Origin of the sequence: Moritella sp. 24 (genome assembly GCF_018219155.1) — a bacterium.
GTDB lineage: Bacteria > Pseudomonadota > Gammaproteobacteria > Enterobacterales > Moritellaceae > Moritella.
The window spans coordinates 3,528,467-3,553,127 of record NZ_CP056123.1 but is presented as its reverse complement, the minus strand read 5'-3'; the positions used below and the strand labels follow the sequence as shown (position 1 = coordinate 3,553,127).

The following is a 24,661-nucleotide window of genomic DNA, read 5'->3' as shown; positions in this document are numbered from 1 at the left end:
GCGCGACTCTTACCTCAAGTCAGACTTATTGACAGCCTGGCTTTTTCATTTTGTATTGATTTGATAATATTTGTCCACATAATGCAGCTGTTGGCTTAGAAAACAGCTGTTCGGTACGACCTTGCTCGATACATTCCCCTTGATGCATCACAATCATTTTATCGCTGATATGCTTCACTAGTCCCATATTGTGAGTCACGATGATATAGGAGATACCAATGGTTTTTTGCAGATCTAACATGAGGTTAATCATCTGTGAGCGTAATGATATATCGAGCGTCGATAGTGTATCATCTGCAATAATTATTTTTGGGTTTAATATCAGCGCTCTTGCTAGTGCAATACGTTGTTTCTGACCACTGGATAACATGGGCGGATAAAAGGTTGCATACTCAGGTAGTAAACCCACTAAACGTAATGTTTCAGAGATTTTCTCTGTACGTTTACTTACCGACATATCGGTGTTTAGCTGTAGCGGTGCATCTAATATTTGACCCACGCTTGTTCGTGGGTTGAGTGATGTTTCTGGGTCTTGAAACACCATTCTTATCGAGCGACAACGTAAGTCAGTATTACTGTCATTGAGCTTGCAGCCATCAATATAAATATTGCCCGTCGTCGGCGGGATCACACCCGCAAGCAAACGTGCTAATGTTGATTTTCCCGAACCTGTTTCACCAATAATGGCGAGCGTTTCTGCGCGATTTAAATTAAATGAAATATCATTGACAGCAATCACTTCTTGACGCTTAAAAAAGCCTGTTGGATTAATATATATTTTTCCTAACTTCTCAACACGTAGTAAAGGCTGCATCGATTTATCCGCAGCGATGCCTGTTATTTCTTCTGACATTTTTTACCTTTTAATTCATCTGCATTGAGAGGGAAGTGGCAACTAAACATATGGCCTTTTACTTTTTGCATCGGTGGCGTGATCACACAGTTTTTTTGCGCATTAGGGCAACGAGGGCCGAGTCGACAACCGATGGGTAAATGGTGCAATAGTGGCACTTGTCCCGCCAAGGTATTTAAGCGCGCTTTGTGTGGAACTCGATTAAAATCAGGATTGGCACGTAATAACGCATCTGTATAAGGGTGGTGAGTGTGATTAAATACTTGTTCTCGTGTACCGCTTTCAACCATTTGTCCGCAATACATCACCGTCATATTATCTGCTAATAGACTTACGGTTTCTAAATCGTGGCTAATAAGGAGAATAGTGGTGTGTGATAATTTATTTAATTTATCAAGTAAACGTAAAATTTGATTCTGTGTTTTTGGCTCCATTGCTGTTGTTGGTTCGTCAGCAATCAGTAGACGCGGTTTTTTCGCAATTGCCATTGCGATCATCACTTTTTGGCAAAGCCCTTCAGAGAGCTCAAATGGATAGCTATTCATGACTTTTTTATGATCTTTTACGCCCACTTTATGCAGTAGGGCAATGGCTTGTTTTTTACGCCAGTTAAATCGATTCCAAAAATGGCCAGTAAACTGATCACAAGGAATGGCTTCAGCAAGCTGTTCACCGGCTTTTTCTGATGGGTCCAAATGTGCGGCTGCATCTTGAAATATCATGCCGATCTCTTTGCCCATCACACGACGACGTTGTACCGGTGTTAAGTTAAGTAAATCAATATCACCTAATCGTAAACGGTCTGCACGAATACGCCAGTTATCTTTGGTTATTCCCATAATGGCTTTTGCCACTAGGCTTTTGCCTGAGCCTGATTCACCCACTAATCCACGCACTTCACCATCACTTAGAGTAATGTTGAATCTATCAACCGCTTTTAAGATACCCTGCGGCGTTTCGATTTCAATGGTGAGATTTCGAATATCGAGTAAGGCCATTAATCAACTCCCGCAATAACAGATTGTCTTAAACTTTCACCAACAACATTAATAATGAAAATAGTGACTAAAATAGCTAGTCCAGGTAATACCACTGTCCAAGGTGCAATAAACACAAGGTCTGTCGCGCCTGATAACATGGTCCCCCATTCTGATAGAGGGCGCTGGGCCCCCAAGCCTAAAAACCCTAATGCACTAATATCAATTATAGCTGATGAGATCGCACGAGTAAGTAAGTTTACAAGGGTTTCAATAATGTTCGGGAATACGCCATAACGGATAATACGGTAGTTATTTGCACCATCTAATTTGAGGGCAACAATGTATTCTTTTTGCAGTTCTTGATACACCGACAAATACACGCCACGAATAAATTGTGGGATAGATGCCAATAAAATCGCTAATAAACTATGGTCTAAACCAGGACCCAGTATCGAGATAAAAATAATCGCTAATAACAGAGACGGAATTGATAAAGCCGTATCCATAATGTGATGTAAGGTACTTGATAAAAGACCACGGCTGATTGCGGCTGTAATACCGATCGTGGTGCCGATGACGAGGGCGATAATACTAATGAGTAGGGCATTACCGAAGGTTAAACGTAATCCGTACAGTAATCGTGAGAGTACATCTCGGCCTAAATCGTCAGTACCAAAGAAATAGTCGACAGTGCCCTGTTCATCCCATGAGGGTGGCTGAAGTAGTAAATGAGCTTGTCGTAAATCCGGTTCGTGCGGTGCAATCAGTGGCGCAAAAATCAATAGGAAAAATAGAAGACCAAGCGCCCATAACGCGGCCATCGCAATTTGCTGCGATGAATAATGTTTCCATGTTTGTTCTGCAGGAGAAAGAATATGTTCATCCGCAAAGATATTAATGTTGGGCATAAAGTTCTTTCCTGCGAATTGGATGAATAACGACAGTCAATATTTCGGTCAGTACATTTGCAGTAACCACAAAAATAGCTACGGTTAACATGCCACCTTGAATGGCTGCGTGGTCTTGCTGGTAAATACTGTTAATTAACCAACGACCAATACCGGGCCACGAAAATACGGCTTCAGTGACCATTGCAGTGGTTAATACGGTACTAAATTGTAAACCGAGATGTGGGATCATATTTGGAATGGCGTTACGTAATACATGACGCATGATAATTTCGGTTTTACTTAATCCCTTACTTGCGGCTGCTTTAATGTATTTTTGCTTCATTACATCGCTGACGTGATTACGCATTTGACGAATCACTTCCGTTGTCGGGACGGTTGCTAATACAACGGTAGGTAAGATCAAATGCTTAAGCGCATCATAAAATGCGTCTTGGCTATGAGGGCTATCAGAGATAAGCGTATCAATAAGCATGAAACCGGTGACTGAATCAATTTCATAAAGTAAATTTAAGCGACCTGTGACTGGCAACCAACTCCAGTTAAGTGCAAAGTACATCATCACTAACGAGGCAAGCCAGAACACCGGAATTGAAAATATAAATAACGACACACCCATGATCGTTCCGTCGAGCGAACTGCCTCGTTGCATACCCGCCATCGTACCAATAGGGACACCTATAGCAATGGAGAGAATAAAGGCACTAAAACAGAGCTCTAACGTTGCAGGAAATACCGTTAAAATTTCATCTAAAACCGGTTGGCCTGTCCCCGTCGTAACACCTAAATCACCTTGCGTAATAGCGATCAAATAATCGAAATAATTACTGAATAGGTTACCATCTAAGGCTAAATCATTCGCTACGCGACTGCGTAGGTAGAAACCAATAATGGTTAACGCTGTTACTGTAATAACGAGTAGATTAATACGTCTTATTATATAAAAAAACATGAGTTATTGCCGTACTGTATTAATGAAGTTGATACCACCGAAGGCGGTAGTTTCAACCCCTTTTAGGCCACTGGAGTAGGCATGCAAGCGCAAAGAGTGGGCCAGTGGAATGAGCGGTAATTCTTGTTGGATAATTTCTTGAGCACGATAATAAAGCGTGACGCGTTCAATGTATTCTGTTTCTGTTACTGCTTGGTTAATTAACTCATCAAACTCAGAGTTGCACCAGCGAGTATAATTCGAACCAGTCGTAATGGCATTACAGCTGAGTTGGAAACGGAAGAAATTATCAGGATCATTATTATCAGCGACCCAACCTAACAGGTAACTATCATATTCACTCTGTCGTAATTTCTTTTCCATGAGCTGCCATTCATATTTAATAATTCTCACTTCGATACCAATCTGTGCTAACTCGGATTGAATCAATTCGGCCATTTTAACGGCGTCTGGATTATAAACTTGTGACGATTTAAGCGCCATTATGTCCATGCTAAAGCCATTTGGATAACCGGCTTCAGTTAATAATTGGCGTGCATATGCAAGGTTATATTTATAACTTTTAAGATAAGGATTATAGGCCCAAGACACGGGAGGCAAAATAGATTTAGCGTTGACACCAGTATTATAATAAACCGCTTGTAATAACGTATCTTGATTAATGGTATGTGCTAATGCGCGACGGATCTTAGGGTTGTTGAACGGTGCTTTTTCGGTATTAAATGCCCAGTATGCCACGTTTAATCCCGTTTCTACGGATATATTGACCCTATCGTGTTCACTGATCATCTCGACTTGGCTCGCGGCTGGGTAGGCCATGATATCGCACTCTTGCGTCAACAGTTTCGCTAAGCGTGACGATGAATTTGGCGTAATATCAAAGATCAATTGTTTGATATTTGCATTGTCTCCCCAGTAATCGTCATGTCGTTGATAACGGATAAAATTATCAGTGCGGTATTCTTTAAACTTAAATGGGCCTGTACCAATGGGTAAGTGATCGATATCCACTTTTTTGTTTAGCGCGATCAAGGTATCTGCATATTCAGCGGATAAAATAACACTAAAATCGCTGGCTAAATTAGCAATAAACGATGAGTCAGGTAGAACAAGATTAAACTCGATCGTGTAATTATCAATTTTAATCAATGATTTGATTTGTTGATCTAATTCAATGCCTTCGAAGAAAGGATAGCCTGTTGTTGATACGTCATGATAAGGATTCGCTTTATCTAAAATACGCGCAAAGCTAAAAATGACATCATCAGCATTAAATGGTCTGGTTGGCGTAAAGTAATCGGTTTGATGAAACCGAACATCTTTGCGTAAGAAAAAGCGATAGGAAAGGCGGTCTTCTGATATTTCCCAATCAATGGCTAATCCCGCTTTAAATTGTTGGGTATTAGGATCAATAAATAGTAGACGATCATAGAGTTGACTAGTCGTCGCATCCAAGGTCACATTTGATGTTGCCGTTTGAGGGTTAAATGAGCTGGGGCTCCCCTCTGTGCAATAAGACAAACCGTCTTGTTTTATTTGCGTTTGTTCATCACACGCCGTTAATAATAAAAGAACGGTTAGTGGCAGTATGTATTTAACTAAATTTGGAATATGCATATTGTTTTATCACGATTACTCACCTCGCTAATTTATCACTAAGGCAATGTTCAACCAAGTTAATCTGTGTCTTTTACTTCATAATAGTCAAATTTATAGCAATTAGATGCGAAAATCTGAACCATATCAGCAAGTTTTTGTGGTGATAATGGATTATTTAGCGGGTAAATTACACTATTCATTTAGATCTGGCAGTTGGAGTATATTAATATTACTTGATACATTTTTATTGGCGCGAGCTCATAGGTTTACATGCTATTATAAACGCATAGTATTTTATGGTGGTTATAGTAATGCGTTTGGAATTAGTTTGTGAAGATAGAGTCGGTATTAGTCGAGAGATTCTTGATTGTTTTTTAGCACGTGATATTAATTTATCAGCGATTGAGATCCAGCAGCCAGACCGAATATTTATTAAATCACCTAATCTAGAGTTCTCTGATTTGCAGGCTTTAATGACGAGTCTTCGTCGTATTAGCGGTGTGTGTGATGTTAAAACAGTTAGCTATTTGCCTTCTGAACTTGAGCATCAAGAAATTCAAACTTTGATGACTAACTTACCAGATATTGTATTCTCGGTCGATGTGAAAGGTCTTGTTTCTTTAGTTAACTCACCCGCGTTAACTGCACTTGGGTTATCTGAATCGCAAGTGAAGGGCCACTGTGTCAGTAATTTCGTAAAAGGTTTTTCTATTTCAAAATGGTTGGAATCAGATGAGGTTTGTGCTCAAACACAAAAATTAACCTTGCTTGATGAAGACTTTCTTGGTGATATTTTACCCTTGAGCATTAGCAGTGATATCAATCAAGTTGTACAGTCTAAAGCAATGGCGACTGTCACCCCTGATGAACTTGTTGGTGCCGTCATTATTCTTAAATCAGTTGGTCGCATTGGTAAGCAATTTAACTTTTTACGTACTTTTCAGTTTGCGGCATTTGATGAGATCCATGCTAAAAGCGATAAAATGAACGCGTTAATTAACACGGCAAAAAAATTAGCCATGTTAGATGCACCTTTGATGATCTTAGGTGAAACTGGCGCAGGTAAAGAACTCATTGCTAAAGCCTGTCACCAAGCAAGTGGGCGCTCACAAAATCAATTTTTGGCGTTGAACTGTGCTGCGGTACCTGATGCGGTTGCAGAGTCTGAATTGTTTGGTGTTGTTACTGATGATGGTGAAACCAAACGTGGTATTTTTGAACTCGCGAATGAAGGTTCCGTACTACTTGATGAAATTGGTGATATGTCGCCGTACTTGCAAACTAAGTTTTTACGTTTATTAGAAACGGGTTGTTTTCGACGTGTGGGTGATGAACAAGAAGTACGTGTCGATGTCCGTATTTTTTGTACAACACAAAACGATCTCGCCAAGTTAATCAGTGAAGGTAAATTCCGTCAAGACCTCTACTATCGTTTAAATGTACTCTCAATGACAGTACCTGCATTACGTGATCGTAAAGAAGATATTGTACCCTTATGTCATTCTTTCTGTACTGTGTTTAGTCACGAATTACAGCGAACCAAACCACAGTTAAGTCGTAACGTATTAGACTTACTACAAACGTACCCTTGGCCTGGTAATGTACGTGAATTACGTAATGTGCTGTATCACGCACTAACCTTGTTAGAAGGGGATACGCTAAACCCATGTGATTTGAACTTACCGCATACGGTGACTGAAAGTTATGATGAAGCTTTATTTGATGGTTCATTAGATGAAGCATGTAAGCGTTTTGAAAAATTATTATTGCAACGATTATATCCGTCATATCCAAGTACACGTCAATTGGCAAAACGCTTAGGTGTATCGCACACGGCTATTGCTAATAAGTTACGTGATTATCAAATTACTAAAAAATAGTTCAGACCCGTATTAACTTGATGCGGGCAGTGTTTATAACGGAGTCGATATAAAATGAAAGTATTTTCACATTTGCTACACTTTATCATTCTGAGTATAGGGACTTATGCTATGACTGTATCTGCTGCACAAGCTGAGTTATATCCTTTTCAAGCTAAATATGCGGTGTACTACAAAGACGTAAAATTTGGTAATGGCGAACGTACATTACGTCGTTTAAATGGTGATAGTTATAAACTCACAACAGAAGCCAGCGTATTATTGGGTACTGGTGACTATGTAAATAATTCTTGGTTTGATTTTAAAGATAATGTACTCACTGCAGACCGTTACGAGCATGAAACATCGATAATGGGGTTTGGCGATGTATCGTCGGCTTCTTTTGAAGATAACGGTGACATTTTAATGGATTTTGAAGATGGCCATGTTGAAATAAAATCAAAGCCGGATGTGATCGATGTGGGTGCCTTGACCATTTTAGTACAAAATGATCTGCGGTTAGGTAAGACTGAATTGAGTTATGAATGGGTATTCGAAAAGAAGCTAGAGACTATCCAGTTTGAAGTCGTACAGGAAGAAACCCTTAACACTATATTTGGTGACATGACTGCGGTTAAAGTGAAAGAAGTTAAGAAGAAAAAAAACCGTGCTACCTATTACTGGTTTATTCCGAAACTCGATTACCAACTTGCGCAAGTTGAAGTATATAAGCATGGTGAACGTAAGTCGTTTTTAAAACTTACCGACCTTACTTTTCAGTAACCGATTGCACTTAATATTTGAATTCAAGTAGAAGATAAAATGACAAAGCCAATCATGATTATGGGGTGTACCAGCGACGCCGGTAAGAGTTTCGTTGTTGCGGGTCTATGCCGTATGTTTGCTAATCGTGGTGTCAATGTGGCTCCCTTTAAAGCGCAAAATATGAGTAATAATGCTGCTGTTACCGCCCAAGGTGACGAGATCGGCCGTGCTCAGTATCTACAAGCCATCGCTGCGAAAGTGATGCCTGATGTCCGCATGAATCCGGTATTATTAAAGCCGAGTGCAGATACACAGAGCCAACTCATTTTAAATGGCAAGCCAGCCCCTGAATTGAGCAACACTCCATGGATGGAGCGTAAAGCGCATCTGTTTGAGCATGTTGAACATGCGCTGTCTGAGCTGCAGCAAGAATATCAGCAAGTGATCATTGAAGGTGCAGGTAGCCCCGCTGAAGTAAATTTACGTGCTAGTGATATTGTTAACATGAGTGTCGCACTCGCTTGTAATGCAGATGTGTATTTGGTGGCAGATATCGATAAGGGTGGCGCATTTGCGCATCTTCTGGGTACGTTTATGTGCCTTGCAGAAGAAGAGCAGAAACTGATTAAAGGGTTTGTATTAAATAAATTCCGTGGTGATCCGCTGCTACTTGGTAATGCAATGGATTGGTTAGAAGATAAAACGGGTATACCGACCGTGGCTAATATTCATTATTTTCCACATCGTTTACCTGAAGAAGATACTTTGCATCACCGTGCTACTTATAAACGTGGGCACATCAACATTGCACTCGTCGCTTACCCGTATGCTGCGAATATGGATGAATTCGATAACTTGATTCATCAAGATAATGTCAGTGTCGTTCCGTTGCGTGATGGGCAATCGTTAATTGACTTTGATGCCATCATTTTACCCGGTAGTAAAAATACCGCTGCAAGTTTATTACACTTACGTGAGTCTGGACTCGCCAATGAGATCCATAAAGCGGCACAGCGTGGTCAGCCTATTTTAGGTATTTGTGGTGGGATGCAGTTATTAGGTGAACACATTCTTGATCCGCACCATATAGAAGGGGGCGATGAACAGGGATTAGGTTTATTACCGATAGTAACAGCCCACGCAGAAACTAAAACAACTAAACAACGTGAGATTGATTGGCAAGGCCTTAAATTATCGGGCTATGAAATCCATCATGGTAAAACCCAGATAAGTCTAAAAGAGGGCGCTCAAGAACACCGCCTGCATAGTACATGCAAAAACTTTATTGAAACTGATTTAGGTTGGCAACAAGGTAATGTGTATGGCTGTTACCTGCATGGCTTATTTGATAATAAGGGCTTTATCAACCAGTTTTTAGCGAACTTAGGCTGGGAGGGTGATGCAGATGATCACGCTGTGAGCTTAGACGCTGAGCTAAACCGGGTTGCCGACATGTTTGAAAAGTTAGCTTGGTTGTAATGTTTAATTAGCTATAATGTAGAGATAAAAAAAGCAGGTAAATAAATTTACCTGCTTTAATCGACATAACCTATATTCGAACAGCCATAGCTCGTTACGTAACGGCACTAGGGTGCTAGACGATCAACCTGCCAATTATCACCCTCTTTTACATAGCTAAAGCGATCATGTAAACGATCCGCTTTACCTTGCCAAAACTCAATACTGCTTGGTTTGACAACATAGCCGCCCCAAAACTCAGGTAATGGTACTTCTTTATTCGCAAATTTGTCTGTGAACTGCTTAACTTGTTGTTCGAGGTCTTTGCGAGAAGAGATGACTGAACTTTGTTTTGATGCCCATGCGCCGATTCGGCTACCACGTCCACGAGACTGGAAGTAAGCATTCGAATCTTCAGCTGAGAGTTTTTCGACAACACCTTGAATACGCACTTGACGCTGTAAAATATTCCAATGGAATGTTAACGCGATATGTGGATTGAGTGTTAACTCTTGGCCTTTTCTACTGTCGTAATTGGTAAAGAAAACAAAGCCTTCTTTGCTCAATTCTTTAAGTAGTACAACACGGCAAGAAGGGTAACCATTAGCATCAACAGTCGATACTGTCATTGATTCTGGTAATACGATGCCGCAGTCTTGCGCCGCTTGAAACCAGTTCTGAAACTGTTCAAACGGATCAACACTGGGATCAAGGTCGGGCAAGTCGATTAATACGCCTTGCCCTAAGGTAAATGCACAACGAATCTTATTTAATAAAGACATTGTTAGACCTTATGCGTATAGACCCAAGTTTTCTTTTGCATACTGTTCAAATTCAGTGCAACCGCCAACATGTTTTTGGTCGATAAAGATTTGCGGAACAGTGTTTACTGGTACGCCTGCTGATTTTTCTAGGTCAGCTTTGCTGATGCCTTCTGCAAGCATATCGATGTAGTTGAAGTCAAAATCTTCGTTTTCAGTTTTTAATGTTTCTGCAATTTGTTTTGCACGAACGCAAAATGGGCAACCAGGACGACCAAAGATAACTGTAAACATAATAAAAATACTCCGCGTAAATAAAATTGGTTAGCACTCTATACGTACTTTAATGTCAGTACCAGTTGCTAGTGAGTGAATTCACTCTTGATGCGTACATAATATGTTTTTCTGAAATAAAATGAAATTGTTTATTAAATAATAATTGATAGGTGTCATCTATTGATTATTATTTCCCGTTACTTGTGTAACTTCTGTGAAGAAATGTAATTTTTTTGCATCGACGTCTAATATTTGCAGAGATAAATAGCAATCATTGCTGTAATCAGTGATAATTATCGATTAACTTTTATAAATCAGCTTGAAACAACATATGAAATCATTAGAGTTTTATCAATCTACGATTACCAACTTAAAGCAACTGCCAATGTCGGCAGGGCATATTGATGTTTTACTTTCAGCGCGTGATTTTAAAGCAAAAATACTCAACTTAATTGCTTCATCTTCGAAACGCATTTATATTTCGGCCTTATATCTTCAAGATGATGAGGCAGGCAGAGAAATCCTTAATGCGCTTTATCAAGCGCGCGTTAATAATCCTGGCTTAGTAATTAAAGTGTTCGTTGATTTTCATCGCGCACAACGAGGCCTTATTGGCCAAAAAGAAAATGGCGGCAATGCTGATCTCTATAAAGAGATGCGTAAAAAGCTCGGCGATAAAGTAACTATTTTAGGCGTGCCAGTTAAAGGTAAAGAAGTATTAGGTGTATTGCATCTTAAAGGCTTTATTTTTGATGACTCAGTATTGTATAGCGGCGCGAGTATTAACGATATTTATTTACATCAAGCAGATAAATACCGCTGTGATCGTTACCATGTACTGTACAACCCTGCATTAGCAGATTCTATGGTTGCTTATTTAGAAGACTATTTTGTTAGCCAAAATGCCGTAACTCGACTTGATGACGAGGCTATTCCATCAAGCAAGGCGTTAAAGCAAGATATTCGTCAGTTTAAGCAAACGCTACGCAGTGCACAGTATCATTATATTAATACCACACCAGAAAGTAATGAAGTGGGTATTACACCGATTTCGGGCTTTGGCCGTCACGGTAATAAGCTTAATCAAACTATTACTAATCTACTGCGTTCAGTAGAAAGTGAAGTAACTATTTTCACGCCTTATTTTAATTTACCGTTATCAATATCGAAAGATATTAAGCGTCTATTAAAACGTAACGTGAAAGTAACCTTGGTGATTGGTGACAAAACAGCGAATGATTTTTTCATTCCGCCGTCAGAACCGTTTAAAGTGATTTCTGCATTACCGTATATCTACGAAAGTTACCTGTATAAGTTCGTTAAAACGTGCCAACCGTTTATCGATAAAGGACTGCTTAACGTACGTTTATGGAAAGATGAAGGTAATAGCTTCCACCTTAAAGGTATGTGTTGTGATTATAAATATCACTTATTAACGGGTAATAACTTAAACCCACGTGCATGGGGCTTAGATTTAGAGAATGGTATTCTTATCCATGATACTAAGCAGTTATTAAAAGACACGTTGCAAGCAGAACAAGAACACGTATTGAAAAATACTCGTCGTATTAAACATTTATCAGACTTAGAATCGTTGTCTGATTATCCTGCACCCGTGAAGAAGTTTATGCGTCGCATTAAAACAACACGTTTGGATATGCTCCTTAAACGTATTCTCTAATTTAGGGTTTAGTTAGCACTGGTTCAACGTGTTATTGAGGCTTCTTACTGTTGTGGTAAGGAGCCTTTTTTATGACTGTCAATCTTGCTGCATGCGAGTGCTGCGTTAAAGCATCACTTTATTAATAGGAACTACGTATTGAAAATGATGATGTAAACTAATGTCATTACTGCCGCAAGACTATTGCTCTGTTCTAGCTTGCTGATTATACTCTGATTAACTATCAAACAATTAAATTGGCTGTTATTTCATGTTCGGATTCTTAAAACAACTTTTTTCTGGCTCAGAGACGGTACCTGTCGACAACTCACCAACAGTTGAACCAGTACATTACAATGGCTATCTTATTTTTGTAATGCCGACTGAAGAGGCTGGACAATACCGTGTTGCGGGTTTAATTGAAAAGCCAGTTGAAGGTGATGAGGACGCGAAAAATTTAACACATTCATTTATTCGTTCTGATCTTTGTATGAGCAAGCAACAAGCTGAACAAATCACACTACAAAAATGTAAGCTATTCATCGATCAAATTGGCGATGATATGTTTAAGTAACTTGTTGCTTTTGATTAATTAACGCGGGAGTTCACTATGTTTTTTACAAAAAATAAATTAACAATGGTTAGTGAATCAGATGCACTACCTGATAATCCGACGGCCATTACTGTTGATGCATTACATTATGTGTCTGGAACGAATATGGTACCGCCTTTTGTTGCACAATATCAGGTTTGTTATTTTGCAATGGGCTGTTTTTGGGGCGCGGAACGCTTATTTTGGTCAATACCTGGTGTCGTTACGACAGCGGTAGGTTATCAAGGTGGCTATACCGTACACCCTCGCTACCAACAAGTATGCAGTGGTCAAACGGGACACACTGAATCTGTGCTAGTGGTATTTGATCCCGAAGTTATTAGTTTCGCAGAGCTTCTGATCTTGTTCTGGGAAAATCATCAGCCAACGCAAGGTATGCGTCAAGGTGCCGATCAAGGGACGCAATACCGTTCTGCTATTTACTGCTCGACTAAGTTGCAACTGTCGCAAGCAAGAGCATCTGCTGCACATTATCAGCAGGCACTGACGGATGCAGGTAGTACAGAGTCTATTACGACTGAAGTCGATCTTGCTGCTCCATTTTATTATGCAGAGGCCGACCATCAACAATATCTTGCTAAAAACCCTCAAGGCTATTGCGGTCTTGGTGGCAGTGGTATCTGTTACCCGAGTAATTAATGATGATCGCGAGAGATAGACGAATTTTATTTATACTCGTGTTTACGGTTCTTGCTTTTATGTGGCAGAGCGCATTAATCGCACCACTTAAAATATTAGTGGTGTTTTTACACGAGCTTAGTCATGCGCTAGCGACGTGGCTGACGGGGGGTAAGGTGGTCGAGTTTGTCGTGTCTGCTTACCAGAGTGGTCATGTTCGCTCGATGGGGGGCTCGCGCTTTATTATTCTGAGTGCGGGCTATCTCGGTTCATTATTGTTTGGTTTATTGTTTTATGCTGCCAGTAGCCGTCGTCAAACCACTGATATCTGTTTAGCGCTATTGGCGTTGACTATGTTATTAGTGGCTGTATTTTTTGGTGGTACTTTATATACCATCGGATTTGCAGCCGTGATTGCTGCCGTTATCATCGTATTGCTAAAATATGCAAATGCAGGCATTAAGCAAACAGTCCTATTGGTGTTTGCCAGTGCAAGTATGATTTATGTTCCTTTGGATATTTGGCAAGACACCATTGTTCATAGTGGAGCATTATCCGATGCGCGTATGTTAGCCAATGAAATGGGTGGCGCAACCTTTATGTGGGGTGGCTTGTGGTTTCTGACCAGTTTATTTTTTATTTATTTAACCTTACGCAAATCCTGATCTAACTTACCCATTAGAATATTGATGTGGGTGTTAGCTGCATTATCAGTGAGTTCAATATCGCTGATAATGCTTAAATCAAACATCGTATTGTTGTGGTTATCTGAAGCTGAATAACAAGCTGAGTGCACATTGAATGGTGCGCAATACGCAAATACATTATCACGTATTAGCTTGGCTATCGGCTGCTTAATAGCCTTTGCTAACGCTTCTTTTAACGTCCATATCCGATACAACGCACTCGGCTGTAGCGCTTCTTCTACAACGGTTTCTGAAACTGATTCTGTTTGTGCCAGACAAGCTTGTAATTCTTCAGCATGGTAGTAATGTTTCGCCACTTTTTCGAGTGAACGCTTGGTTGAGATCCACTCTAAATCGACACCCAACTTAACTTTTTTTGTTGTTGGCAGTAATGCGACAAGGACTTGCCCACTAGAATGAGAAATACAACAGCGTAATGCGATAATCTGATTATGATGATACACATGTAAGCAATTATCTTGGCTATCGAATAGGACGTAAAGATCGGCGAAATCATAGCCTAAATGCTTACTCGCATACGTCTTTATAATAATACGACTAGCAAGGTATTCTTGTTGGGCTTGCTGCTGTTTACGTTTGTGAAATATCGCCTGTTCCTGTGGGTGTAAATAATGCGCTGCAAATGCTGCTATTTGTTCATTATCTAAGGTATTGCTGTTAAACAAGTATACGTCAATGGTTTCACCAAGATCGTCCACAGCGTTGATAGGAAAGTCGGTATGCGTAGTAAACGTTAACCGTGTGCTAAAGAATATTGCAGTGTGTGGCATTAAAGATGAGACCGTTATAGTGCTATTGGCGGAAAGTATAACAATCTCTTGTTATTACTTCAGTAAACCGCGATATTTATTTTGTTGGTGTATTAGCCATTCAGGTGTTGCTGTGGCGATTCCTTCTGGCTTCAAGTTGGGGTGGGATATCATTATTTTATTGATGGCGAGTTCTTGTGTCTGTTCAACATCAATAAATAAGATAGTTTTGCCATTTTCAAGGGATGTTTTGAATAACGAACTATTAATATGAGGTAGCTGAATACCGATGTGGTCGCCCTCCCAAGAACAGAAGGCGAGTACAATCAGTGCGAATATTATAACTGGCATACCACTGAGTGGACCGGTATGCCAACCTAATAAGTAACTCACTAACAGAATGCTGATTGTGGCAACAACTCCTACTAGTACAGCTATATCACCCGTTTTAATGACACCCTGTTGAAGTGAGCGTTCCACATTATATAAATGGTGCTTACCTAAAGATTTATCACTGTTTGTTAGGGTGTGCATCTGTGGTTTATTAATGCCATAGGATTGCAGCTCTTGTTCGATACTGGCTGCTTCATCCATTGAATCGAGAATGTAATAGTGTCTAAGCATGATAACCACTGCCTCGCGTTACAATCATATAATGTGCATTGTCTCTAAATTATAGCAGAATAAACTTATAGACCAACGGCGCCATGAATAACATCTATGCACCGCTAATGGCATTCCAACGTAAATGATCTTAGCATTGATCGTTGGATTACTCTGGTGATTGCTTTACTTATGGATCAAAACGTTCGTGATCTCAGTGGATAGCATATCGATAATTATCTTTAGACTGATTTTATTGCGTTGGCTTTGATGAGGATGGATGTATCCATATTTCCCAATCCGTGTTGCTGTAATATCTCGTAATCACTATCGACTTGGCTTGTTAGTGGTAATTCGAGCTGATAGCGTTTAGCTTCTTCCAAACAGATCCCTAGATCTTTTCTCATTAGATCGATCGCAAAGCCAAAATCAAATTGATCGTTTGCCATTGTTTCTGCTCGGTTCTCCATCTGCCATGATCCCGCTGCGCCATGCTTAAGTGTTTCCACTACTTGTGCAACATCCAATGATGCTTTTTCTGCTAACGTTAACGCTTCACTTAAGCCTTGTAAAACGCCTGCGATGCATATCTGATTGACCATTTTACAACGTTGACCTTGACCGTGGCCGCCTAGTAGCGAGGACTGCTTTGCATAAGCGTTAAAGACTGGCTTAACTGTCTCAAAGGTGTCTGAGTTACCACCACACATGACGGTTAATGCGCCATTTTCGGCACCAGCTTGTCCACCTGAAACTGGAGCATCGATAAATTCAACATTATGACGTTCACATGCAGCGGCTAACTCGATGGCAAGCAGTGCTGATGTCGTTGTGTGATCCACTAAGATCGCACCGGGTTTGAGACTGGCTAATACGCCTGATTCACCGTATACCACACTGCGAACATCGTTGTCGTTGCCAACACAAATGAACACGACATCTGCGTTTTCAGCTGCTTCTTTAGGGGTGGTAGCTAATTCACCTTGATAGTCATTTACCCATTTTATGGACTTTTCGGTAGTACGATTGAATACCGTTGTTTTATATCCTGCACGTTTTAAATGACCCGCCATTGGGTAGCCCATTACTCCAAGACCAACAAATGCTACGCTTAAAGAACTCATGTTTTATACTCCAATTTGATAATGACATATGTCAATTTGTGTGTATAATTTATTGCATTACCTTGTGGTAAGTCAATTGTTTTGTACAATTAATTAACAAATGTTATGTGAATAGATAAATAGATAGATAAATAGATAAATAGATAAATGTAGTGGTTCTAGCGCTGTATGTTTTATTTCAGCAAGGTAAACTAAGGGCAATTAAGATTATGTTTTTACAGTGTTCATTAGAGGCAAGTTCATGAGTGATATTAAGTTTCGACAGATTGCCGAAACCATTGAAACTAGAATTAATACTGGTGTATATCAACCGAATACTAAGCTACCGCCACATCGCGTGCTTGCTGATGAGCTTGAGACTACGCCGACCACCGTGTCCAAAGCTTATAAATTATTGGTTGAAAAAAACAAAGTGGAATCCTTTGTAGGGCGAGGCACTTTTGTCTGCGGTAATTCTGAATTGGAAACGGTGATCCAAGCTTCTGATGCAGATTACAACTTCTCAATTCTACAACCTTGCCTAAAATATAATGTTTTGCCTTTACAAGCAGCATTCCAACAAACCTATGCGGCACTGCCGAGTGAGTTATTGGGCTATACCGAAAATTCAGGGCATTTATCGCACCGAGAAGCGGGTGTTAAATGGGCTGCGGAATTTGGTTTGTCAGTGTCTGATCCTAATGAAATATTACTGGCCAGTGGTGCGCAGAATGCATTGGAAATATTAATTCAAACATACACGGAACCGGGTGATTGTATTGCCGTTGAATCATTTACTTATCCGGGTATTTTATCTATTGCGACTTTGTTAGGTCGTCGCATTGTCGATATTGCAATGGACAGTGAAGGGATGTGTCCGATAGCGCTTAACGAGGCAATTGTTACAGATAAGCCTAAGATCATCGTGATCGTACCGTCACATCAAAACCCAACGGGTGTGACAATGCCGAAAGCGCGTAGAGAAGCCATTGCTAAAGTGATTGCAGCTGAAGATGTTTGGCTATTAGAAGATGATATTTACGGCTTCTTAAATCCAACTAAAATTCCTGCGATCACCAACTACATTCCTGAGAAAAGTTTCCATATCACCAGCTTGTCTAAGGCGATAAGTCCTGCATTAAGATGTGCGTTTATCAAAGCACCAAAAAGTGAGATACGTAAAGTCGGTGCGTGTATTCGTACTTCTATTTGGCTTGCGTCACCACTTAACTTTGCTGTGGCCACACAGTTGATTAATTCTGGTGAAGCATTTTCAATGGCACATCAGCAAAAGTTATTGGCCGCGCAGCGACAACAGTTCGTGACCGAAAAACTTGGTTTTTTAGCATGTTCAAGTCAGCCTACGAGTTACCATGTTTGGGTGGCATTACCGGCGCATTGGCGACAAGAGCACTTTGTGATGGAAGCTAAAAACCAACAATTACTCGTGAGTAGTGGTGGTTATTTCTCGCAACAGAGTGATAAAAGTAATCATATTCGCTTGTCTTTAATGGCGATTGATGACGAGCAGCGTTTTCAGCAAGGCGTTATATCGTTAGCTAACTTACTTCAAGACGGGCAGGGATCACACTTCTTGTTTTAATTATTTAAACGACGGCGATATCAGTGAATAATAGAACTTAAGCTAAGGAGAGTTTATGTTGAAGAATGCGATAACGGGTATGCTTATTTTGAGCTGTTCAGGTTGTGCTTTTTTTATAAAAAAAGAACCTGTTGCTCCCGTGATAGATCCTGCAGATGTTGAGGAACCGGTATTAATGACCACCCCGATGTCAGCAGCGGAATGTGCGGGTGATATGCAATTACCTGTTGAGTTTAGTCGTAAATTTACCGCGATATCGGACCCTGCGTTGCTAGCGCAATCCATTGGTGAGCCGAACGAAGGCCGACTTTGTCAGGGGCAGGTATATGTTGCGAAACAAAATACCCAGATCCTACTGTTTCGTTCTTGGAACAGCACCAATCCAAACAGTGAATTGGGTGAATGGTGGGCATTAAAAAGTCCTCGTGGGCAAATATCAGAATACCGTAGCGACTACCAAATATGCTATCAGTGGACACCGTTAGATAAGCTCACATTATGTAGCTTAAAAGCGGGTGCTAAAGTGGTTGTAGGTACAGGTCAAAGCGCGAGTTGTTCTGAATATTTGCATTATCCTACGTCAGCTAAAAAACAAGTATATGTGGCTAATGCCGATGTAGATCTGTTTGATTGCACGAGTTATAACGCAGAATTTAACTGGACGCCTATCATTAATAAATAGGATGAACAAATAGCATTAAGCTAAACATAAATCTGTTTTAATACTCAACGATAGGTTAGAAGCATGAGATATTATCAACGCTGGTGGTTATTCGTCGTTACCTTGATTATCTCTAGCGTGAGTCTGGCTGATAATGTCGTTGTGCGGTATGACAATCCGAGTGACACACGCCTACAATCTATCGCGGAGAAGCTAAAAGCCGACCTTGGTATTCAAGACACTATTGCGCTGATGAACGAGCAGTTTATTTTTCCTGAACCATTAACTATCGTTTTTGGCGGCCGTGATGGCCCGCTATATGATCCCCAGCGCAATCACATTTTAATGCCGTATACATTTTTGAATGACGTTGAGCGACGGTTTATCGCGGTCAATGATGCGAGTACTAACAATGCCGATGCGAACGTCACTCAAGCGGTGATGGATGTCGTGATACATACACTATTCCATGAACTTGCTCATGCACTTATTGCCAATCATGAATTACCGATAGTAGGTAAAGAAGAAGATGCGGCTGATAATTTAGCGGCTGTGTTATCAATTGAATATTTTGAAAATGGCGCTGAAATTGCCATCAGTGCAGCAGAGCTGTTTTATCTAGAAGGTGATGACATTGAAGAGTTTGAAGATGCGGACTTTTGGGATGAACACAGCCTTGATCTACAGCGTTATTACGCCACGCTTTGCCATGTTTATGGTAGTGATGAAGTTCAATATGCTTACCTATTAGAAGAAACTGGTTTTTCGCCTGAACGTGGTGATTTTTGTATTGCTGAATATGAAAACATCGCGAATAATTGGCTGACGTTACTGGCTCCTTATATGACACCCGATACAATAAATGAGCCTGAGAAAGATATTATCGGCTCAATATTTATACCATAGCGTCGCTATTTTATTATTTGTATACCGGTTTTATCGTAGTTAAGACCGGTCATCACAATAGTAGCACTATCGCCTCCTATCAGCCTTCCTAAGTAATATTTTCATCTTTATCATCAATTTATTTCTTATTTTTATACTAGCTGTATGTTAAATCGTTATATTTCTTACTTGACTCATAATTGTTATGTTATAACATAACAAAACATTGGTGTTATATTATAACAATTAAGGAAAATGACTGTGAAAAAGAAATTGGTTTCCCTCGCGATAAGTAGCATCTTAGTATCACCTGCTTTTGCTAATACGCTGTCAAACCCACAAATTGGTGTTGTACTCGATGGTTATTACCAAAACGGTGAGCGTAATAACTCCGAACGTGGGGAGGGTTTCGGACTAGGCCACACTGAAATTAGTATATCCGCGAATATTGACGATAAGTTTCACGGAGCATTAACGACAGTGCTAGAGGTGCATGGAGATGAAACTGAATTGCTTTTAGAAGAGGCATTCATTCAAACATTAACGATGCCATATGGCTTTAATATCCGCGCTGGTCGTTTCTTGTCAGACTTCGGCTACATGAATAACCAGCATATGCATACCGATAGCTTTGTTGAGCGTCCTATCGCTTACCGTACTTTTTTAGGCTCTCATTATTACGATGATGGTTTACGTGCGAACTTAGTATTGCCTACTGACATGTATGTGAAACTGGGCGTTGAAGCGTTAAGTGGTAGCAAAATGTCGGCAGTGGATGATGGTACTGCTGTTGGTGTGTATACCACGACATTAAAGTTAGGTGATGACTTCTCTGCATCATCTAGCTGGCAGTTTGGCTTAAGTTACTTACGTAATGAAAACGGTAAAGTAAATAACTTTGAAATACATAAACACAATGAAGATGAGCATGATGGTCATGACCACAGCCATGCATCAGCTGTTACGGGGTCAAATCTATACGGTGCTGACTTCGTGTGGAAGTGGGCTCCCAATGGTAATTATAAATACCGCAACTTCACGTTGTCAGCAGAATACATGTTGTTAGATGATATTTTGGATAGCCAATACAAGGGTGAAAAAAATGCACCAGATACGCTAGCTGCTTATTACGTATCGGGTGTATATCGATTTACGCCAAGTTGGTCTGCAGGTATGCGATACAGTGAAGCTGAAAGTTACGAAGGTCACGCCCATACAGCTCAGGACGTGCATTTGACCTCGCTTAGCGACAGTGAAATGGAAGCGATGGTCGCATGGGATTCATCTCATTTTGGTACTATCCGAGCACAATACTCTCGCGTCGAAAACCAAGACAAAGCAACGGATAATGTATTTACACTGCAATATGTGATGACGTTTGGAGCGCATGCTGCTCATGCGTTTTAAGATAAATAAAGTTGTGTTGGCAGCCAGTGCGGCTCTGTTTGCTTCACCGGCGATGGCGTTAAACATTTTCGTCTGTGAACCAGAATGGAAAGCCTTGTTAGCTGAACATGCACCCCGTGCCAGTATTTATTCCGCGACGACGGCAATGCAAGATCCGCATTACGTGCAAGCAAGACCGTCTTTAATTGCTAAAATGCGTCAGGCGGATATGGCTATGTGTTCAGGTGCCGAGTTGGAAATTGGCTGGTTGCCAATGTTGCAAGCGCGTAGTGCTAATCCTGCGGTACAAAACAATACTCCAAGTATGTTGTATGCGTCTGAGATTGTGAGCATGCTGGATAAACATGATCACGTTGATCGCAGCATGGGAGACATTCACGCGTATGGTAATCCGCATGTGCAGTTTGCTGCTGACGATATGATCCAGCTTTCTCGTATTGTGACTAAGCGTCTAGAAAGTATTGATCCAGATAATGCGCTTATGTATCAACGCAATGGTGTTAAGTTTCGTGAGCATTGGCAGCATAAGCTAGTGGAATGGCGTCAACGTGCTGAACCACTGCGAGCTAAGCAAGTGGTGAGCTATCATGCAACTTATCGTTATTTGTTTGATTGGTTGAAGATGGAGCAAGTGGCAGATCTTGAGCCTAAACCAGGGGTGTCACCAACTACAGCACATTTGCAGTCGTTGACGAGGTTAGACCCTACGTCGTTTGATGCAATTATTTACTCGTCTCATCAAAATAAACGTGCGGCAAATTGGCTACATCAGCAAACAAACAAACCTGTTATTCAGTTACCGCTCAGCGTATCGGAAGGACAACGCCTCGACGAACTGTATGACGACATATTGGATAACTTGCTTGCTGTATTGACTGATGAATCGGCGAAGCGTTAGACCATGCTAATGGATTATCTTTGGCTTGCTCCCGCCGTGTTATGTGGTTTGATTGCGCTGGTGGGCAATGTGATATTAGGGCAACAAGTACTAGCGCGTAAAATCATTTTTATTGATTTGGCTGTTGCACAAGTGGCCGCATTAGGCGCAGCATTCAGCCAATATTGGTTGAGTCGTTTTGACGTATTACCTGAGACTTGGTTAGGGCAAATGATCGGTCCTTGGGTATTATCATTGATGCTATGTGGTTTAATTGCCTTGATGGAAAAGCATTATCAGCAACATCTTGAACCTATGATTGGTAGTTTGTTTGCGGTGTCGGCTTCATTGGCTATTTTACTGGCAAGTAAAGACCCGCACGGTGCTGACTTTATACAAGGGATCTTAAATGGTCAGTTGTTATGGGCAACGTGGGATGATGTTTGGCCGTTAGCGATTATTACATTGGCGATGCTCTCCTTGGTCACTGTGAAACCCGCATTTATGCAAGGGCGTGGATTTTACGTGATCTTCGCTATATTAATGCCGATAACGGTGAAGTTGACGGGCATCTACCTTGAATTTGCGTTATTGGTTATTCCTGCGTTGTGTGCATCCGCGTTAAAAGGTATACGGTTTTTTATCGCGAGTATGGGGATCGGTGTTGTGGGTATTTTGTCAGGTATTGTGTTGTCTGCTCATTATGACTTACCCAGTGGTGCAAGTATCGTGATTACGCTATTTGCCTCTGGAGTGCTGTTTCATTTATTGTTACAAACTTTACTGGTCAAGACGGGTATTCGCGTCTCATAAAATTAAAGCCTGATTCCGCGTATGATTGGAATTAGGCTTTCTATTACTTTCACCAATGACGTTTATCACGTATCAATCCATATCATCAAACGGTTGACCAATGCTCGGTAAGAACACATCGAGGAAATAACGGATCTCGTCTGTCATGCGTTCATCTAGCGCGCTTTCACAACGGATCTTTGCTTTAGAGAACTCTAAGTTACCGCAACTCTCTTCTTCAATACATTTCATATGCGCACATAAAATATCAGCGTCTTTGACTAGTTTTTTATAGGTTGGATCTAGATCCGGTGTTGATAATAATGGCTTGTAAGCATCACGCAATTCAGGTGGCAGCATATCTAACAAGGTATTTTCAGCCGCTAATTCAATCTTGTTATATTCGCGAATGATGGCTTTATTGTAATATTTTACAGGGGTTGGCAGGTCGCCTGTAAGTACTTCGGTTGTGTCGTGAAACAAAGCCATCGACGCAGCTTTGTCTGGGTTATAGTTTTTTCCGTAATATGTGTTGCCAATTAGAGCAAGGGCATGGGCAACCATCGCCACTTGTAAGCTGTGCTCGGCTATATTTTCGTGGGTGACATTACGCATCAGCGGCCAGCGGTAAATGAGTTTCATGCGGGCTAGGTGGGCAAAAAAATGGCTCATAACGATCTCCAAATAAGAAAGGCATCGAATGACAATACAGGCTAAGTTCACGTAAGTCATAGGTTTCATTACTGTAGCATGAGTTCGGGATTAGGAGAGTGTTAAAGTGTGAACTCTATTACCGCTTCGTAATAGCAAAGTAATAAGCGATTATACTAAGGCAACTCAATATACCCATACATAAATAACCATAGCTTATACCAAACCATTTTACGCTGATACCCGCTGCAAGATAGCTGATTAGCCACCAAAAATGGGTCAGAGAAAAATGAGCCGCAAAATAGGAACTCGTATCTTCACCTTCACACGCTTGAGTTATAATTAAACCTGATGTGGTCTGGATACATGACATGCCAATTCCTAGCGAGAGACAAATGACTGTGTAACCAATCCAACCGGGTGTGAACATACCGAATGTAAATGCGCCACATATCGCCATCATACCAATCCAGTGAAAACGATCTGGGCTATTTGTTTGCAACCAGTGAGGTAAGCGAAGTGCAATTAGCATTGAACCAAAACCAACGATCATCATTGCTAATGCCGTTTGTTGTTCTCCTCCGTTTAAGATCTCATGCACGTAAGTCACTGTATTGACTAATACCATCGCAGATGCGCTTGCTACCGCTAAATAGGCTAGCCATAACGCTTTCAATTGCGGCTTATTTAGGTAATCTCGAATACCTTTACTTAGTGCATAAAATGTTAATGGTGCTGTTTTAATGGAGAGGTTGGTTGTACAGGGGAAGACGCAAAACAAAATTAAAATGGCTGAGATAATAAATGTGGCAGCATCCAACACAAACAAATAGCGAAAGCTCATCGTAGTGAGAAATAATGCCGTTAATATAGGGCTCACTATCTGTTCTAAATCGAATGCTAAGCGGCTCAGACTAAGCGCTTTGATATACTGATTTTGGTTCGTAAAAATTAACGGTAATATCGATTGAAATTGTGGTGTAAACCAAGCCGAGCAGGCATTAATGATAAACATGAGTAGGTAAACTTCCCAAACATGTGTGACGAATGGAATAAATGCGAACATTAAAGCCCGAGCGATATCCAGAATAACGAGAGTTTGACGTTTTGGAAATTTATGCGATATGGCACTAAATACAGGTGCGAGAAAAATATAGGTCAGTATTTTTATGGCAAAGGTGATACTTAGCACCATACTCGCGTTCTCTCCTGCCAACTCATAAGCGAGTAAAGCCAGACAAATAGAACTAATGCCAGTCCCAATTAAAGAAATAACTTGAGCTGATAATAGTCGTACGTAATTGTGATTCTGCCACATTTT

At 40.6% G+C, this 24,661-nt stretch carries 25 protein-coding genes; 13 read left to right on the top strand and 12 right to left on the bottom strand.

Annotation, left to right across the window (positions count from 1 at the left end; genetic code table 11):
* Positions 1 to 25: 25 nt before the first annotated feature.
* From HWV00_RS15825 to sapA, 5 genes are read right to left on the bottom strand one after another with little or no spacing between them, the layout of a single operon-like run.
* Positions 26 to 853, bottom strand: a complete 828-nt coding sequence (locus HWV00_RS15825) for an ATP-binding cassette domain-containing protein (protein ID WP_211682819.1) — start codon at positions 851 to 853, stop codon at positions 26 to 28.
* Positions 838 to 1,851 carry an oligopeptide/dipeptide ABC transporter ATP-binding protein gene (locus tag HWV00_RS15820; protein WP_211682817.1) on the bottom strand — a complete coding sequence of 338 codons (1,014 nt, stop codon included), beginning with the start codon at positions 1,849 to 1,851 and terminating at the stop codon, positions 838 to 840. Before HWV00_RS15820 ends, HWV00_RS15825 begins: the two co-directional genes overlap by 16 nt.
* Positions 1,851 to 2,741, bottom strand: a complete 891-nt coding sequence (locus HWV00_RS15815) for an ABC transporter permease subunit (RefSeq protein WP_211682815.1) — start codon at positions 2,739 to 2,741, stop codon at positions 1,851 to 1,853. The genes HWV00_RS15820 and HWV00_RS15815 overlap by 1 nt, the downstream gene beginning before the upstream one ends.
* Positions 2,728 to 3,693: an ABC transporter permease subunit gene (locus HWV00_RS15810; RefSeq protein WP_211682813.1), complete on the bottom strand. Its 966-nt coding sequence runs from the start codon at positions 3,691 to 3,693 to the stop codon at positions 2,728 to 2,730. The genes HWV00_RS15815 and HWV00_RS15810 overlap by 14 nt, the downstream gene beginning before the upstream one ends.
* 3 nt (positions 3,694 to 3,696) lie before the next feature.
* Positions 3,697 to 5,310: an ABC transporter substrate-binding protein SapA gene (gene sapA, locus HWV00_RS15805; RefSeq protein ID WP_211682811.1), complete on the bottom strand. Its 1,614-nt coding sequence runs from the start codon at positions 5,308 to 5,310 to the stop codon at positions 3,697 to 3,699.
* Between the two features lie 293 nt (positions 5,311 to 5,603).
* Here sapA and tyrR point away from each other — a divergent pair, with 293 nt between their 5' ends.
* The 3 genes from tyrR to HWV00_RS15790 all read left to right on the top strand — a co-directional run bounded on the left by tyrR (position 5,604) and on the right by HWV00_RS15790 (position 9,395).
* Entirely contained in the window at positions 5,604 to 7,172 is a 1,569-nt protein-coding gene (gene tyrR / locus HWV00_RS15800) for a transcriptional regulator TyrR (RefSeq protein WP_211682809.1), read from the top strand.
* A gap of 111 nt (positions 7,173 to 7,283) precedes the next feature.
* Positions 7,284 to 7,934, top strand: coding sequence for a DUF3108 domain-containing protein (locus HWV00_RS15795; protein ID WP_211682807.1), 651 nt, complete (start codon positions 7,284 to 7,286; stop codon positions 7,932 to 7,934).
* 39 nt (positions 7,935 to 7,973) lie between these two features.
* Complete coding sequence (locus HWV00_RS15790; protein WP_211682805.1) at positions 7,974 to 9,395, top strand: cobyric acid synthase; 1,422 nt, start codon at positions 7,974 to 7,976, stop codon at positions 9,393 to 9,395.
* A 107-nt stretch (positions 9,396 to 9,502) separates the two neighbouring features.
* Here HWV00_RS15790 and pdxH read toward each other — a convergent pair whose 3' ends face one another.
* Positions 9,503 to 10,156, bottom strand: a complete 654-nt coding sequence (gene pdxH, locus HWV00_RS15785; RefSeq protein ID WP_211682803.1) for a pyridoxamine 5'-phosphate oxidase — start codon at positions 10,154 to 10,156, stop codon at positions 9,503 to 9,505.
* Positions 10,157 to 10,165: 9 nt separating this feature from the next.
* A complete protein-coding gene (locus HWV00_RS15780) occupies positions 10,166 to 10,429 on the bottom strand; it encodes a GrxA family glutaredoxin (protein WP_211682801.1) in 264 nt (87 codons plus the stop codon).
* Positions 10,430 to 10,742: 313 nt separating this feature from the next.
* On the opposite strand from HWV00_RS15780, the gene pssA reads away from it, so the two are divergent.
* The 4 genes from pssA (at position 10,743) to HWV00_RS15760 (ending at position 13,967) form a co-directional block, all read left to right on the top strand.
* Positions 10,743 to 12,092, top strand: coding sequence for a CDP-diacylglycerol--serine O-phosphatidyltransferase (pssA, locus tag HWV00_RS15775; protein ID WP_211682799.1), 1,350 nt, complete (start codon positions 10,743 to 10,745; stop codon positions 12,090 to 12,092).
* 250 nt (positions 12,093 to 12,342) lie between these two features.
* Positions 12,343 to 12,645: an HlyU family transcriptional regulator gene (locus HWV00_RS15770; RefSeq protein WP_211682797.1), complete on the top strand. Its 303-nt coding sequence runs from the start codon at positions 12,343 to 12,345 to the stop codon at positions 12,643 to 12,645.
* Between the two features lie 36 nt (positions 12,646 to 12,681).
* Entirely contained in the window at positions 12,682 to 13,323 is a 642-nt protein-coding gene (gene msrA, locus HWV00_RS15765) for a peptide-methionine (S)-S-oxide reductase MsrA (protein ID WP_211682794.1), read from the top strand.
* A complete protein-coding gene (locus HWV00_RS15760; RefSeq protein ID WP_255554651.1) occupies positions 13,323 to 13,967 on the top strand; it encodes a M50 family metallopeptidase in 645 nt (214 codons plus the stop codon). The genes msrA and HWV00_RS15760 overlap by 1 nt, the downstream gene beginning before the upstream one ends.
* Here the strand turns inward: HWV00_RS15760 and HWV00_RS15755 are convergent.
* From HWV00_RS15755 to HWV00_RS15745, 3 genes are all read right to left on the bottom strand, one after another.
* Entirely contained in the window at positions 13,943 to 14,779 is an 837-nt protein-coding gene (locus tag HWV00_RS15755) for a 4'-phosphopantetheinyl transferase superfamily protein (RefSeq protein WP_211682792.1), read from the bottom strand. The two genes, HWV00_RS15760 and HWV00_RS15755, sit on opposite strands and share 25 nt — an antisense overlap.
* Positions 14,780 to 14,833: 54 nt before the next feature.
* Positions 14,834 to 15,382: a hypothetical protein gene (locus tag HWV00_RS15750; protein WP_211682790.1), complete on the bottom strand. Its 549-nt coding sequence runs from the start codon at positions 15,380 to 15,382 to the stop codon at positions 14,834 to 14,836.
* Between the two features lie 221 nt (positions 15,383 to 15,603).
* Positions 15,604 to 16,485, bottom strand: a complete 882-nt coding sequence (locus HWV00_RS15745; protein ID WP_211682789.1) for an NAD(P)-dependent oxidoreductase — start codon at positions 16,483 to 16,485, stop codon at positions 15,604 to 15,606.
* A gap of 241 nt (positions 16,486 to 16,726) precedes the next feature.
* Here HWV00_RS15745 and HWV00_RS15740 point away from each other — a divergent pair, with 241 nt between their 5' ends.
* The 6 genes from HWV00_RS15740 (at position 16,727) to HWV00_RS15715 (ending at position 22,710) form a co-directional block, all read left to right on the top strand.
* Entirely contained in the window at positions 16,727 to 18,067 is a 1,341-nt protein-coding gene (locus HWV00_RS15740) for a PLP-dependent aminotransferase family protein (RefSeq protein WP_211682787.1), read from the top strand.
* A gap of 55 nt (positions 18,068 to 18,122) precedes the next feature.
* Positions 18,123 to 18,749, top strand: coding sequence for a hypothetical protein (locus tag HWV00_RS15735; protein ID WP_211682785.1), 627 nt, complete (start codon positions 18,123 to 18,125; stop codon positions 18,747 to 18,749).
* Positions 18,750 to 18,812: 63 nt separating this feature from the next.
* The gene (locus HWV00_RS15730; protein WP_211682783.1) at positions 18,813 to 19,634 is read left to right on the top strand and encodes a DUF4344 domain-containing metallopeptidase; all 822 of its coding nucleotides are present in this window, start codon (positions 18,813 to 18,815) and stop codon (positions 19,632 to 19,634) included.
* Positions 19,635 to 19,868: 234 nt separating this feature from the next.
* Positions 19,869 to 21,020, top strand: coding sequence for a hypothetical protein (locus tag HWV00_RS15725; RefSeq protein ID WP_211682781.1), 1,152 nt, complete (start codon positions 19,869 to 19,871; stop codon positions 21,018 to 21,020).
* A complete protein-coding gene (locus tag HWV00_RS15720; RefSeq protein ID WP_211682779.1) occupies positions 21,010 to 21,918 on the top strand; it encodes a metal ABC transporter solute-binding protein, Zn/Mn family in 909 nt (302 codons plus the stop codon). The genes HWV00_RS15725 and HWV00_RS15720 overlap by 11 nt, the downstream gene beginning before the upstream one ends.
* 9 nt (positions 21,919 to 21,927) lie before the next feature.
* A complete protein-coding gene (locus HWV00_RS15715) occupies positions 21,928 to 22,710 on the top strand; it encodes a metal ABC transporter permease (protein WP_255554647.1) in 783 nt (260 codons plus the stop codon).
* A gap of 72 nt (positions 22,711 to 22,782) precedes the next feature.
* Here the strand turns inward: HWV00_RS15715 and yfbR are convergent, their stop codons facing one another.
* The gene (yfbR, locus tag HWV00_RS15710; protein WP_211682775.1) at positions 22,783 to 23,361 is read right to left on the bottom strand and encodes a 5'-deoxynucleotidase; all 579 of its coding nucleotides are present in this window, start codon (positions 23,359 to 23,361) and stop codon (positions 22,783 to 22,785) included.
* A 118-nt stretch (positions 23,362 to 23,479) separates the two neighbouring features.
* A complete protein-coding gene (locus tag HWV00_RS15705) occupies positions 23,480 to 24,658 on the bottom strand; it encodes an MFS transporter (protein ID WP_211682773.1) in 1,179 nt (392 codons plus the stop codon).
* Positions 24,659 to 24,661: the final 3 nt, after the last annotated feature.